The following is a 12,670-nucleotide window of genomic DNA, read 5'->3' on the forward strand; positions in this document are numbered from 1 at the left end:
TGTGGCCCGCACGACCGACACCGATCTCGCTCCGCACGAACTGCGCATCCTGGTGGCGGTTGCGGAGGCCGGCGGCTTCTCGGCCGGGGCTGAGGCACTCGGCATAACACAGTCCGCGGTCTCCCACTCGGTGCGCTGCAGCGAGCGCAAGATCGGCGCCGTTCTGTTCGAACGCGGTCGCAGCGGTGCGACACCCACTCCGGCGGGGGAGAAGGCTGTGGCACATGCGCGCCGTACCCTGCGGCTGCTGGACGTGCTCGTCGCCGAGGCGCGGCAAGCCGCCCGGTCCGAGGCGACGCAGGGGCCGGAGGGCCCGCTGCGGATCGCGGCCTTCCGCAGCACCGCGCTGCACCTGCTGCCGCCGGTCCTGCAGCGGCTGCGCGCGCGGTATCCCGGGATCGAGCCGCAGGTGCGGATCGTCCGCGAGCTCGGGCGCGGCACGGCGGGCGAGGTGGCCGACGGGCGGTCGGATCTCGCCATTGCCACCTTGGACGGAGCGCAGCTGCCGGCGGGACTGGTGGCGAGCGCACTCTTCGAAGAGAGCTACTCCCTGGTGCATCCGGCCGGACACCCGGCTCCGCGCTCGCTGCCGCTGGTCGACTGGGTCGAGAACTGCGGCTCGTACACCCGCGCCTGGTGGGGCGCGCAGGACTGGATCCCGAGGGCCATGATCGAGGCCGAGGACGACGGAGCAGTGCTCTCGCTCGTGAGTGGGGGGCACGGAATGGCGATCATGCCCGCGCTCTCCCTGGTCGGAGCAGCGGACTCGATCGAGATCACCGATCTTGGTCCGGAGCGCCCGACGCGCCGTGTCGGCTATGTGACCACCCCGGAGCTCGCCGGCTCCACCGTCGTACGCGCTCTGGTGCGGGAGCTGCGGGCCGCGGGCTCCACCATCTGACGGGCGTTGGGTTCCCCGGTCGCCGCGGGTGCTGCGGGTCGTATGGTTCCGGCCAGTTGTGTGTCCAAGTCGGTGGTGTCGTCCTGATGATGTGGCAGTTCGGGATGTGCTGTGCGGCGTGTGGATACATTGGGGGTCTGCTGTTGGGGCGGGCCGGATGCAGGGTCCGGCGGGGTTGAGGAGTTTTTGGTCATGGGGGAGTCCGGGTTCACGGAGCGCTGGTTGGAGACCGGCTCGGGGCCCGGTGCCGTGGTAAGGGCTCGTGTGACGCAGGTGAACCAGGCCGTGCAGGCGGCGTACCGGGCGTGGCTGGACCACGCGACCTCGTGCTCCACGTGCCGGGACGGGGCTGCCCGCCAGTGCACGGTCGTGCAGCCGCTGTGGGACGCGTACCAAGTCGCTCAGCAGGCGGCACAGTGACCTGGCACCCCGCGGCCGGTCGGCCGGTGTCGGGGCGTCATGCATCACGGTGACGCGATCCTGCGCCACGGCGCATCGGCGGTCATGACGGGCCGTGCCGCCCGCCTGCACGCGGGCCCGGCCGGGTCTCGTCTTCTCCTCTGGGCGCAACCCCTCGACCGTAAGCGGCCGCTGACACGGGGCTCACAGGCCGTCAGAGGCCAGGGACCACCAGGAACCCCGTGTTTCCTCTTGTGTGCATTCGGGGCCAGGACATCCGACCCTGGCCTCCGGCGGCCGAAACCTCGACGAACCCCGTACCGCCAGCCCTGCCTGCCACCGAACACCCGAACCCGGCGACAGACCCGGGCCCTCCCGAACGGGATCCCCCCCCGGCCTGCTGTCCACCGCCGCAAGGGCCTGGTCGAAACCGCCACCCCCAGCCGCGCGGAGCCCCCGCCGCGCCACGGCGACCAGCACATCCCGAGTCCGGCGAGAACATCGGGCTGCTCCCGGGCGAGCCTGCCGCGGCAGGGCCGGCGGGAAAGACCCTGACCGACTCGGAACGCCATTGCCGCAGACCGGAATGCCAGCGCCATCTCGGCCGGGACCACGCCCCCCTAACCGATTCGCCGCTGCCCAAGGCGCCCCGAGCGCCCTCCTGGGGGCGCGTTGTGCCGTGACACCACCCAGGACGCCGAGCCGCCCGTGTTCCGTCACGAGAACCCGGTGTCACGCGATCAGATCGCCGACCCGGTCCGCTGCGAGCTCGCGAGCCGATGCCGGCCGGCGGCACTGCCCGACCGAGAACCCGTCGTCGCCGGCGCGAGGTCCTGCCGTGCGCACCGTCGGCGCTGCAGCAACTCGCCTGGAGCCTGCGACCAGGGAGCACCGCTCCCACCGGCCCGGCCTGCGGCCCTTCATCGTTTACGAGCTTGAAGGCCGCGGAGTCCTGCGCGCCCGTATCCCCGGTGGCGTCCTCACTGGGTAGCGCCATGTGGGTTGACCTGCAGCGATGACTTTCCGAGCCCCGCGCCCTGACTGCCCTCGGGTGCGCTGCCCTCAAGGCGGAGTCGCGCACATGATCCCAATCCGGTCATACTTGCGCATAAACCCCTAGTCGGGTCACGATTACCCTACGTAACCGAGGCGCGATCTCGTATGAACGTCAAGACCAAGTACACGCTCGCCGCCGCTGCCGTCGGCTGGACCTTCCTGGCGTCCCAGTGGTCCGGCAAGGGCTGCGACTTCGTCCCGCAGTCCTACGCCCTCGTGCTCTCCCATGGCATGCCCGCGGGCGGCGAGGGGTGCAAGGCCGAGACGGACGGGCCGCAGTACACCGACAAGTACGACCGGTGACACCCGTGTGAGGTCCGGCGTGGGCGTCACCGATTGAGTCCTGCCCCGGCTCTGCCTGCGCAGGGGCGGCCTGGCCCGGGGTGCCCGCCAGGAGTCGGTGGTTCCGGGGGCTGCCTTTCGTCCTCTTCGGCTTCGGCGTGGGCACCCCGGATCGGGCCGAGTTCCTCGGCGCCGCACTCGACGAGGTGATGAACGCGATGGAGCCCTGGGCGGACAGGCGCAGGATGGTCAACTTCCTCTCCGTCGAAGAGGCAACCGACCCCGAACGGTTGAGCGAGGTCTACGGCGCTGAGCGCTACCGGCGTCTGACCGCCGCGAAGAAGGCATACGACCCGACCAACATGTTCCGGGTGAACCACAACATCCTGCCCGGCTGACGACGTTCGGCCTTCGGGACCGGAACCAGTGTCGGGGCCAGGGGGCCGGACGCGTCTGCCCGGTCCCCAGGGGTCCCGGCGGGCCCTTCAAGAGTGCTGCGGGGTGGCGAGGCGCAGGCAGTGGCGCGAGCTCTGCTGCCCGCCGGGGTCCGGCCGCTCCTGCGGAGCGCGTCACGCAGGAGCACATCCTGCCCCGCGGAGGCGGGTGCCTGAAGTGGATGCGGGTTCGATGCCGCCGCCTGGTGGGCGGGGGTCATCACGCGAGCCCGGCCTGCAGGGCCTGTCCTTCCTCCTCTATGAGTTCGTCGGCCTTATAGGAGTGCTCGGCCCAGATGGTCTTGCCTTGCGGGTGATGGCGGGTTCCCCAGCGCTGGGTGAGCTGGGCAACGATGAACAGTCCCCGGCCGCTTTCGTCGAAGGTGCGGGCGCGTCGAAGGTGCGGGGATGTGGTGCTGCCGTCGGTGACCTCGCAGGTCAGGCCCGTGGCGCAGCGGATCAGGCGGAGACGTACCGGTGGCTGGGCATGGCGGATGGCGTTGGTGACCAGCTCGCTGGCGATGAGGACGGTGGTGGGGGTGGCCCCTTCCAGGCCCCATGTCGTCATTTTGGCCGTGACGTGCTTTCGTGCGGCAGAGACGGCCGCCGGGTCGGCCGGGAGGTTCCAGGTCGCCACGGTGGTGCCGTCGAGCGTGCGGGTACGGGCGGCGAGCACGCGCAACTGGCGTGGTGCTCCCGCTGCCACAAGGGCCTCCACAGCAGCACGGCAGGTGTCTGTGAGCGGGGATTCCGGCTCGATGATGTGTTCGGGCACCTTGAGCCCGTCGGTCTTCGTCTCGGAATCGGGTGGCTTGGTGGAGTGCGTGTGCAGCAGGAGCACGCTGCCTGTTCGCAGCCGGATGTCGGCGGTCTCGACCTTCGCTCGCGCGCGGCCAAGCGGTACTCCAGCAGGAAGGTCGACGGCAGTGATCGCGCCATCGGGGGCGATGACGGTGGGCGCAGGATGCCCGGCGCAAGCGAGGGCGCACTCTGCAGTGACGGGGTCGTAGACGGCGTACAGGCAGCTTGCCACAACGTCGCGGGCACTCTCGTCCGGCCGCAACCGACGAATGACGTCGTGAAGATGGCTGAGCACCTCGTCCGGTTGCACGTCGATGTCCGCCAGCGTCCGCACCGCGGCGCGAAGTTCGGGCACCAGAGTGGGGGCTGGGACTCCGCCCTCGGCCACGCTGCCGGCGACCAGCGCCACCCGGGCTCCGGACAGCGGGATCGCGTCCAGCCAATGGGCCTGCGGCCTTCTGTCGTCAGCCCGACAGTATGCGAGCTCCACGGCGGCGGGTTGCGGCAAGCGCCCGGGCGGCGGTCCACCCGCCAGGGAGGCGCATGGATCGCCGGTGACCTGACGTGGTGCAGAGAGGACGCGGCGGCCTGTCTCTTCACCGTTTCTGGCGCGTGCAGCGAAGACGCACCCGGCTTTCTGGCGGAGCCGTACTCGGCAGATGAGCAGGCTCATGACCAGGGACAGGAGAGCTGCGGTGATGACAACCGTCCGGCCTCCCTCCGACACGCCTGGAATCGCGAAACCGTAGATGGCCACACTGGTCGCCAGCGTGGAAGCTCCGACGATCAAGGTGTGCCTGATGGGTAGCAGGGCTGCCGCCATCAGCGGGGCCAGGACCGAGTAGTCCGACCAGCGGACCAAGCCGACCGCAGAGGCATCCAGTTGCAGTGCGCAGGTCGCGGCGAGATAGACGGCGAGCAGTGCGCTCGGGTGCCGGAGCAGGAGGGGTCTGGGTGTGGCCATCCTCGTCACCGTCCCTTCTGATGTGGTGCGCAGTGCCTGCGAGACGGTGCGCATGTTGGTGGCGCAAGGGTCGGGGTCTTTGCGCGGCGTGCGGGTTTTCGGCCTGTGGATGTTCACGGTGGCGCTTGTCCGGCGTGGACGGGGTGCGTTGGATGATGGACAGCGACAAGGGCCAGGTCGTCCTGGAGGTTCTTGCCCGCGTGTCGGTCCACATCGACGCTGACGTGCTGTACGAGGCGGCTGGGGCAGTCCCAGGTCCATGTATCGGCACGGTCGAGGACGGGGAAGAACTCGCCGGCGGAGTCGCGGGCCTCGGCCAGGCCGTCGGTGTAGAGAAGCAGGGTGTCTCCGGGGCCGAAGGCGACAGTGTCGAGGCAGAAGGCGCTGGGAGTGTCTGCTGCGAGCCCCAGCGGCGGGGCGGGCCGGGTGACGGGCAGCAGGGTGACCTGGTTGCCCTGGCGCAGCAGAGGTGCCGGGTGCCCGCAACTGACCACTCTGGCGATGTCTTCATCGTCGGGGAGTTCGATCAGCAGGGCGGTGATGAACCGCTCGTTGCTGTCGGGGGCGATACGGGTCAGCTCGCCCAGGTGCCTGCGGACGCTGCGTTCCAGGGAGGCCGCAAGTTCTGGGAGTGTGCGGTGCTGCTGGGCCGCCTCACGGAAAGCACCCAGGACGGCGGAGGCGTCGTCGATGGCCGGGAGGCCTTTTCCGCGGACGTCTCCGATGAGGACGCGTGTGGCGTGGCCGGTGCGGGCGGCTGCGTACAGATCACCGCCCACCAGCGCGTGTGCCGCCGCGGCGCGGTACATCGAGGCGACGCGGAAAGGGCCCAGCTCCCGGGGGATCGGCCGAAGCAGCACTCGTTGGGCTGCTTCGGAGACAGCCCGTACCTGGGCCAGTTCCCGCAAGTCGCGGTCATGCAGCGCCCGGGAGGCGATGACGAACGCGGAGACAATGAGCACCGCGCCGATGTGAATGGGCAGCAGCGGTGAGTGGAGCAGGCCGTCGTGACGGTCCACGAGAACCACTGCCGCGGCTGCCATGAGTGCGACGACGGCCGTGAAGCGTGTTCGTGCGAACGTTCCCGTGCACGTGGGAGCCGCCACGAGCAGTGGGGACAGGTGAACCGCAAGGGGGGCGAATGACGCACCCGAGGTGATGGCCGCGATCAATAGGAGCGGAGGTACTGCGTGGCCGCGCATACCCAAGGGCCCGGTGCCGCGGCCATGTGCTTTCGGCCGCTTGGGGACTTCGGGGCTGAATGCTCGGAGCAAGCAGGCCCCGTCATCGGTTGCGCGCCTGGTGACGGGAATGCGCGGGAAGAGGTGCATCACGAGTCGGGGGAGTGACCTGGTTTTCCTGGAAGGGCTGCGTCGTATCAACATGGCGCGGCTTTCGTGCCATCGCGGCGTGGAGGGGTGAGTTGAGGCCCAGTGAGTTCGCCGGTGGTGCGCCCCCGGCGAGCGGCCCTTTTGGCGGGACGGCGGTTAAACCGGTGATAGTCCGGCCGGCAGGACAGCCCGGGCAGCGGCTCCCCGGTGCGTCGGCCGCTCACTACGACTCGCAGCGCGCAAGAGGTCGGGCTGGTGTGTGTCCCAGACAGGCAGGCAGACCGGGTGAGGGTCCACGCCGGTGCTGTGACGTCTTCGGTATTTGTGCGGCCCTGTTTGGATCACAGCTCAGCCGCCCTTCGCTTTCCGCATAGTGGAAGTTATTTACCGGCATGCGATTCAACTGTGCGACGTGCGGTTCGGCACGTCAAGCGATCCGTTTCCCTCTCGTCCGGCCCGGCACAGCAGGCGCGACCTGGCATCCAATCACGCTTCACTGCGGGGATTTTGAAAGGCAATTGAGCGACGCCAGGGTCTGCCGAGGTTGGGTGACGGGTTGGGTCGCGCCGCCTTGAGGGCTGGTGTGGCCATGGCGGTTTCGCATGCGACTCGGGCCGGCCGGACGCCGACGATGACGGGCAGCCTCAACGGCACCTGTGGGCAACAGCCTTCGGTGTCGTGCGGGCCGAACGCATGGCACGGTAGACCGTCCCCGGGCGGCCGCGGTGAGAAACGTCGTTTCCGTGCCTCCGGTGACGAGGTCCTCTTCGCCGCGGCATGATGGCGGAACGACCCGTGGGTGAGGGCTGTTCCGCCCGAGCGGCCGCGGGATGCCTCCAGGGCTCCGTGTTTGTCGTCGGTGGTGCCCGGGAGCCTGGCGACGGCAACGCGAATGTTAGATTGTGAACACCATCTTACATGCGGGCCGCCGTCCGCGCTCTCGCCGATCGGCCGCCGCCCGCGGGACTCCGGTCGGGCGTGCCGGCCGGAATTGCGGCCGACGGGCGGCTATGGCAAGCGATAGACAGCAGGCATAATCTTAGAGTCAGGGTGCCAGCCCGCTGGTCGTCGTAACAGCCCGGTACGGGGAAGATGGCCATTCGGCATTACGGAGGGTGATAAATGAGTCGCGTCTCGCAAGCGGAAGCGAAGGTCAACCGGGAGCGAACGGTGGCCGCGGCCTCTCGGCTGTTCCGTGAGGACGGTGTCGCCAAGGTCGGCATCGCGGATGTGATGAAGACGATCGGACTCACTCAAGGCGGCTTCTACAAGCAGTTCGCCTCCAAAGCCGCGCTCGTCGACGAGGCGACCACCAAGGCGTTCGCCGACAATTTGCAAGACCTTGTGACTCTCGACCACGAGGCTGGAGGGCACCAGGCGGCGTGGCAGTCGCTGCTCGAGTCCTACTTCTCCGTCGAGCATCGCGACAACCCTGGCACCGGTTGTCCCGCCGCCGGTTTCGCGGGCGACATTGCGCGTGAGCCCGAGCACAGGGAGACGTACTCCAGGGGCGTCCAGGAACTCGCGGAGTGGATCGCGCCCGGCGACGCCGGCCTGGCCGCCTATGCCACGCTCGTCGGCGGCATACTTCTTGCCCGTGCCACCGCAGGGACGCCTTTGTCGGAGCAGATCCTGCAGGCGGCACATGCAGCGGTGGCGAGGGCTGCCGACAGTGGTCAGCCGGCAACCGGCTGACGTGTACGCCACCCCAGTGTCCTGAACCGTTTGCCGCCCCGCAGGGGTGGGTGCGCCGTATGCGCAGCGCCCCGCGCCGCCTGCCCCGCGGCGCCGACCCGCGGTACGGCGTCCTGAGCTCGTGGCCTGTCCCGCCGCCCCTGACCCGGCGGGCCCGCGCTTGGCCGTCATCGCGACCGGTGGCGGGTGAATGACCCCTTCCCCGGCTGCTCCTGGCCGTGACGTGGTTCCGTCGCCGTCGGGCGCGGCGGCCCCGGGTCCGGCAGTGCGTGCGGCCCGGCGGAGGCGACAGCCCCGGGAACGGCCGCCGTTGCGGCGGGCCGGGGGCGGTTGGCCCCCGGCCCTGGTGAAGAGCGTGCTTGCCCCGGATGTCAGCCGGCGTAGCGTTCGGCGGGGCGCGTGAGGGACAGTCCCGGGATGAGTTCCCGGCGGGCGTTCTCGTACTCCTCCCACCTGGCGTACTCCGGCAGCGAGGGGATCGTGACCAGCTCGCCGGCGTCGAGACCGGCGAGCGCGGCCCGCGCGGCATTGCGGGGTGCCATGACGGCCTCCTTGGGCAGCTGGTCGAGTTCGATGCCCGAGCCGTCCCAGATCGCCGTCTCCAGCGCTCCCGGTACCACCACCTGCACGCGGACACCGGAACCGGCGAACTCCTCCGCCAGAGCTTGGGTGAACGCGATCGCATATGCCTTGGTCCCGCTGTACACGGCGCCTACGGGCAGGATGTTGAGGGCGAGGGCGGACGAGACATTGACGATCGTGCCCGAGCCCCGGCTGGAGAACGCCTTCGCGGCGGCGGCCGCGAGCCTGGTGACGGAGGTCAGGTTGAACGTGACCAGCCACTCCAGCCGGTCCGGGTCTGCCGCGGACAGGGGGCCGAACAGGGCGCTGCCCGCGTTGTTCACCAGCATGTCGATCGAGGGGTCGGCCGCCAGTCGGTCCTCGACGCTCCGCATGCCCTTCGGCGTGGCCAGGTCGGCGCTCAGCACCGAGACTCCGATGCCGAAACGCTCCGCAAGGTTCGCTGCGGAAGATTCCAACCGCGCCTGATCGCGGGCGACGAGCAGCAGGTTGTGCCCCCGCGCCGCCAGCTCCTCGGCGTAAGCGGCACCCAGACCTGCGGTCGCGCCGGTAACGAGCGCCGTCCCGACCTTCTGTGTGGACATGGTCGTCCTCTTTCCTCAGTAGATTTCACGCGTTAGATAGTGAGCTTAATCTAAAGGGCTCATGGTTGCCCACCTCGGCGCTTGCGGCATGAGGTGCTGCCGGCGAACCGCCCTCGGCGCATGGGTTCTTTGGTGCGATCGGTGTCCCGGCGGGTGTGGAAGGAGCCGGGGCGGTCGGTGCGACGGTAGGTGTGGGCGCCGAAGTGGTCGCGCCGGGCCTGGATCGACGCCGCCGGGTCCGCCCGCGCTGCAAGCGGGCCGGCGGGGACTGCCTCTCGCGGAGGCGGGCCCGGATTCCGCCTTATAGATAATTGGTGACATCTATCACGTGGACGCTGTGTAGTGAGGGCCTACATGATGGGCCCGCACATCATGCCCAACGCATCACCTGCCCTATGAGGTTCGAATGGCCCTGCCGTCGCTGTTGCTGGTGCCCGGAGCGTGGCACAAGCCCGAGCATCTGCAACTCCTCATCGATGACCTGCCCGGTATCGATGTCCACACCGTGGCCCTGACCTCGTGTGGCGATGATCCCAAGGCGCTGGGCGACATGTACTCCGACGCGGCCGCCATCAGGGCCGCGGTCGAGGCGATCGGTGGGCCCGTGGTCGTCGTCGCGCACTCTTACGGCGGCGTCCCCACCACCCAGGCACTCGCCGAGGCGCCCAACGTCAAGAGCATCGTCTACCTCGCCGCGTTCCAGCTCGACGCCGGGGACTCGCTGCTGTCGAGCGCGGGCGGCGACCCTGCACTCTGGTGGGAGTTCCACCAGCAGGAGGGTGCCGGTGACTTCCTGACCGTCGCGAACCCGGTCGACGTGTTCTACGGCGACGTGGCCAGGAGCGTTGCCGAGAAGGCGGCGGCAGCCCTGGGTTACCAGTCCTACGCCTCCACCACCCAGAAGCTGACCGCGGTCGCCTGGCAGAAGATTCCGAGCACATACATCATCTGCGAAGCAGACGGCGCCATCCCGCCCTTCGTCCAGGAACTCTTCGCGAAGCGCGCCGACAGGACGCTGCGGCTGAACAGTTCGCACTCGCCCTTCCTGTCGCAGCCCTCCGCACTCGCCCAGCTCATCAGGCACGAACTCAGCCTGCCCTGAGCCGGTCGGCGCGGACTCCCGCCGGAGCGTGAGCCCGGCGGTCCGTACTGCCCGCCAGCCGCGTCTGCTACGGCCGGCGGGCCCCCAACCGCTTCCCCACGGCTCCGCGGGTTGCCGCTCTCGTGGGCAAGCAGGAGATGCGTTCTCGTGACCTGGTTCATTACGGACAAGCCCGAAGTGTTTCGCTCCGAGGCGGGGCCATTTCTCGCTGCACGTCCCGACCTGCACACCATGCTGCTGTCCGGGCTCGACACGATCGAGCAGCTGTGGTCCGGGGGTAAAACCCCGCCCACGGTGCTGGGTTGGTGGCGGGAACCGGATGAAGCAGCGACGACGGCCGCGTTCGTGTGGATGCCACCGCACCTGCTGACCGCGAGCCGCCTTTCCCAGGCGGCGGCAACGCACCTGGCAGGCTCCTGTTCACCCAAGCTCAGCCGTTTACACAGCTCCTGGCCGACGACGCATCGGTCCGTGCCTTCGCCGAAGCGTGGCGGACGACCACCGGCTCCGCGCCGAAGAGTGGACCACACCTGCGCCTCCATCGTCTTGGCCGGCTTGTGAGCCCTGGCGTCGCACCGCCGGGGGCACCGCGGACGGCGACCGACGGTGACAGGGCTCTTCTCCACGACTGGTGCACCCGTTTCGTCACGGAAGTGGGCTCACTCGGAGCGGATCTCGACGCATTCATCGACGAGCGGATGAGCCGGGGCGGCTGGCGGTTGTGGACGGTCGGGGACGAACCAGTGGCCATGGCCGCCATGACGTCGGTGGTGGCCGGCACGGCTCGCCTCACCCCCGTCTACACGCTGCCCGAACATCGCGGCCGGGGCTACGGCTCCGCCGTCACCGCAGCCGTGTCCCAAGCAGCCCGCAACGCCGGTGCGGAACACGTACTTCTCTTCACCGACCTCGCCAACCCGACGAGCAACAAGGTCTATCTGCGGAGGCGGGGCATCCGCTGCACCATCCCGGACAAGACCGATCAAGCGCGCAACCGCAAGAAACGGGGCTCGTCCGGTGGCCGGCCGCCGAAGTTCGGCCCGGTGGACTACCACGAGCGGCACGCAGTCGAGTGCGGCATCAGCCGCCTCAAAAGGAACCGGGCCGTGGCCACGCGGTACGACAAGCTCGCGGTCCGCTACGAGGCGACCGTCCTCGTCGCAGCCATCAACGAGTGGCTGTGACCAGCGCACGTGATGCACGTCGGCAAGGAGTCCGCAAACATGGATCTGCCGTCATGCCGTAGCTATGTTCATGAGGATCTGCGCCAGTTCACGTGGCTCGGAGAGCATCGGCCAGTGGCCGGTGTCCATCTCGATCAGCCGCCAGTGCTCGCTGGTCAGCAGCTTGGCCACGTCGTCGCTCGGCTCTGGGTCACCGAGCGTGCACTTGATGTAAGTCGCCGGGAGATCGCCGAGTGGCCGTGCCAGGGCGGCGGGTTCAGTCAGCGTGGCGCCCGGATGCGGCGTCGATCGGGCTACGATCCGTGCGATCTGCTCATCGATGAGACCGTGGCCCTCGTAATGGGCCGCGGCCGCGACCGGCCAGAATCCCCCGTTCTTGGCGATCGATGCCCTCATCATCGCCCCGCCGTCCGGCCAGGCGGAGACGAACGGTTCGCCATCGGTCGGAACGCTGGCGTCGACGAAAACCACGTGGACCAGCCGGTCGCCAATTTGCTCGGCGGCCTGACCGACCGGGATGCCCGAGTAGCTGTGACCAACCAGGACGACGTCGCGCAGATCCTGGTGCTCGACCTCGCCGACGATGTCCTGGACGTGGGTCTGCTGCCCGGCTGGCACGCCTTGCTTCTCGGCGAGACCGGACAGCGTCAACAGGTGGACTCCGTGGCTGGCCGCAGCCAGATACGGCACCACCTCGTCCCACGCCCACGATCCGAGCCGCGCACCTGCAACCAGCACGAAGTTCACCATGGCCGCACCGTAGCGGAGCGACACGACAACCGCTCCGGAAATACTTTCGATACACGCCTTAGCGTGATCTGCCACCTGTACGGAGTGAGGACCCGGAGCGTGTCCCCGAGGCCGGGACGCTCGAGCAGTGCATCGACTGCAGCCGGGCAGCGAAAGAGGCCGCCGTGCACGGACTGTTCTTCGAAGAACGCACCGACATGATGGCCCGGTTCGTTGAGGGAGCATTCCGCGGGCTGACCACCCGTGAACCCGAGTCGTACGACGGCGCCGCGTCGACGGACGTATCGCGGTTAACGACGCATCGAGGCCGGGACATGGCCCACCAGGCCATGTGGGTCACGGTCGGCGGCGGGTGCCATCACGGTGATCCCGTGCCTGAACGTGACGATGAGCAGGCCAGTTCGCCACGGCTGGCGGCGCCGCAGTACCAGGCGGCCAACTCGTCGGGTCGCGCGGCGGCCCCGGGGTGTGGGTCAGTCGGTGGTGAGGATGTGGCCGTCGCGGAGTTCCAGGACGCGGTCGGCGAGGGCGAGGAGTTGGGGGTCGTGGGTGGCGACGAGGGCGGTGACGCCTTCGCTGTGGACGACGGCGCGCAGGAGTTCCAT

The 12,670-nt window shown here is 69.1% G+C and carries 13 protein-coding genes and 1 pseudogene; 8 read left to right on the forward strand and 6 right to left on the reverse strand.

From position 1 onward, the window contains the following. The first annotated feature begins 1 nt into the window (after window position 1). From ACFV3E_RS23235 to ACFV3E_RS23250, 4 genes are all read left to right on the forward strand, one after another. On the forward strand, window positions 2-901 hold the full coding sequence (locus tag ACFV3E_RS23235; RefSeq protein WP_500536359.1) for a LysR family transcriptional regulator: 900 nt from the start codon (window positions 2-4) through the stop codon (window positions 899-901). 192 nt (window positions 902-1,093) lie between these two features. Further along, the gene (locus ACFV3E_RS23240; RefSeq protein ID WP_500536360.1) at window positions 1,094-1,321 is read left to right on the forward strand and encodes a hypothetical protein; all 228 of its coding nucleotides are present in this window, start codon (window positions 1,094-1,096) and stop codon (window positions 1,319-1,321) included. 1,140 nt (window positions 1,322-2,461) lie between these two features. Further along, the gene (locus ACFV3E_RS23245) at window positions 2,462-2,659 is read left to right on the forward strand and encodes a hypothetical protein (RefSeq protein ID WP_500536361.1); all 198 of its coding nucleotides are present in this window, start codon (window positions 2,462-2,464) and stop codon (window positions 2,657-2,659) included. Window positions 2,660-2,739: 80 nt separating this feature from the next. Further along, window positions 2,740-3,036 carry a BBE domain-containing protein gene (locus ACFV3E_RS23250; protein ID WP_500536362.1) on the forward strand — a complete coding sequence of 99 codons (297 nt, stop codon included), beginning with the start codon at window positions 2,740-2,742 and terminating at the stop codon, window positions 3,034-3,036. A gap of 256 nt (window positions 3,037-3,292) precedes the next feature. Here ACFV3E_RS23250 and ACFV3E_RS23255 read toward each other — a convergent pair whose 3' ends face one another. After that, window positions 3,293-4,954, reverse strand: coding sequence for a fused response regulator/phosphatase (locus ACFV3E_RS23255; protein WP_500536363.1), 1,662 nt, complete (start codon window positions 4,952-4,954; stop codon window positions 3,293-3,295). Beyond that, complete coding sequence (locus tag ACFV3E_RS23260; RefSeq protein ID WP_500536364.1) at window positions 4,951-5,880, reverse strand: PP2C family protein-serine/threonine phosphatase; 930 nt, start codon at window positions 5,878-5,880, stop codon at window positions 4,951-4,953. The genes ACFV3E_RS23255 and ACFV3E_RS23260 overlap by 4 nt, the downstream gene beginning before the upstream one ends. Window positions 5,881-7,290: 1,410 nt before the next feature. Here ACFV3E_RS23260 and ACFV3E_RS23265 point away from each other — a divergent pair. Beyond that, on the forward strand, window positions 7,291-7,863 hold the full coding sequence (locus ACFV3E_RS23265) for a TetR/AcrR family transcriptional regulator (RefSeq protein WP_500536365.1): 573 nt from the start codon (window positions 7,291-7,293) through the stop codon (window positions 7,861-7,863). A gap of 371 nt (window positions 7,864-8,234) precedes the next feature. On the opposite strand, the gene ACFV3E_RS23270 is transcribed toward ACFV3E_RS23265, so the two are convergent. Together ACFV3E_RS23270 and ACFV3E_RS23275 are read right to left on the reverse strand one after the other, a co-directional pair. Beyond that, window positions 8,235-9,029 (reverse strand): SDR family NAD(P)-dependent oxidoreductase, encoded by a 795-nt coding sequence (locus tag ACFV3E_RS23270; protein WP_500536366.1) that lies wholly within the window; start codon window positions 9,027-9,029, stop codon window positions 8,235-8,237. A gap of 59 nt (window positions 9,030-9,088) precedes the next feature. Continuing rightward, window positions 9,089-9,334 (reverse strand): hypothetical protein, encoded by a 246-nt coding sequence (locus ACFV3E_RS23275; RefSeq protein ID WP_500536372.1) that lies wholly within the window; start codon window positions 9,332-9,334, stop codon window positions 9,089-9,091. A 101-nt stretch (window positions 9,335-9,435) separates the two neighbouring features. Between ACFV3E_RS23275 and ACFV3E_RS23280 the strand changes: the two genes are divergently transcribed. The 3 genes from ACFV3E_RS23280 (at window position 9,436) to ACFV3E_RS23290 (ending at window position 11,315) form a co-directional block, all read left to right on the forward strand. Further along, window positions 9,436-10,131, forward strand: a complete 696-nt coding sequence (locus ACFV3E_RS23280) for an alpha/beta hydrolase (protein WP_500536367.1) — start codon at window positions 9,436-9,438, stop codon at window positions 10,129-10,131. 147 nt (window positions 10,132-10,278) lie between these two features. After that, window positions 10,279-10,692, forward strand: a complete 414-nt coding sequence (locus tag ACFV3E_RS23285) for a hypothetical protein (protein WP_500536368.1) — start codon at window positions 10,279-10,281, stop codon at window positions 10,690-10,692. Between the two features lie 137 nt (window positions 10,693-10,829). Further along, window positions 10,830-11,315 carry a GNAT family N-acetyltransferase gene (locus ACFV3E_RS23290; RefSeq protein WP_500536373.1) on the forward strand — a complete coding sequence of 162 codons (486 nt, stop codon included), beginning with the start codon at window positions 10,830-10,832 and terminating at the stop codon, window positions 11,313-11,315. A 51-nt stretch (window positions 11,316-11,366) separates the two neighbouring features. Here the strand turns inward: ACFV3E_RS23290 and ACFV3E_RS23295 are convergent, their stop codons facing one another. Next, window positions 11,367-12,065, reverse strand: coding sequence for an alpha/beta fold hydrolase (locus tag ACFV3E_RS23295; protein ID WP_500536369.1), 699 nt, complete (start codon window positions 12,063-12,065; stop codon window positions 11,367-11,369). Between the two features lie 473 nt (window positions 12,066-12,538). After that, window positions 12,539-12,670 (reverse strand): annotated as a pseudogene (locus ACFV3E_RS23300) (ABC transporter ATP-binding protein); the annotation flags it as partial.

It is taken from the genome of Streptomyces sp. NPDC059718 (assembly GCF_042733315.1).
GTDB lineage: Bacteria > Actinomycetota > Actinomycetes > Streptomycetales > Streptomycetaceae > Actinacidiphila.

Bases quoted from the DNA above. Each gene is read 5' to 3' on its own strand.
- ACFV3E_RS23295 (WP_500536369.1), bottom strand. From the start codon at position 12,065: ATGGTGAACTTCGTGCTGGTTGCAGGTGCGCGGCTCGGATCGTGGGCG.
- ACFV3E_RS23265 (WP_500536365.1), top strand. From the start codon at position 7,291: ATGAGTCGCGTCTCGCAAGCGGAAGCGAAGGTCAACCGGGAGCGAACG.
- ACFV3E_RS23290 (WP_500536373.1), top strand. From the start codon at position 10,830: ATGAGCCGGGGCGGCTGGCGGTTGTGGACGGTCGGGGACGAACCAGTG.
- ACFV3E_RS23260 (WP_500536364.1), bottom strand. From the start codon at position 5,880: ATGGCAGCCGCGGCAGTGGTTCTCGTGGACCGTCACGACGGCCTGCTC.
- ACFV3E_RS23270 (WP_500536366.1), bottom strand. From the start codon at position 9,029: ATGTCCACACAGAAGGTCGGGACGGCGCTCGTTACCGGCGCGACCGCA.
- ACFV3E_RS23245 (WP_500536361.1), top strand. From the start codon at position 2,462: ATGAACGTCAAGACCAAGTACACGCTCGCCGCCGCTGCCGTCGGCTGG.
- ACFV3E_RS23280 (WP_500536367.1), top strand. From the start codon at position 9,436: ATGGCCCTGCCGTCGCTGTTGCTGGTGCCCGGAGCGTGGCACAAGCCC.
- ACFV3E_RS23240 (WP_500536360.1), top strand. From the start codon at position 1,094: ATGGGGGAGTCCGGGTTCACGGAGCGCTGGTTGGAGACCGGCTCGGGG.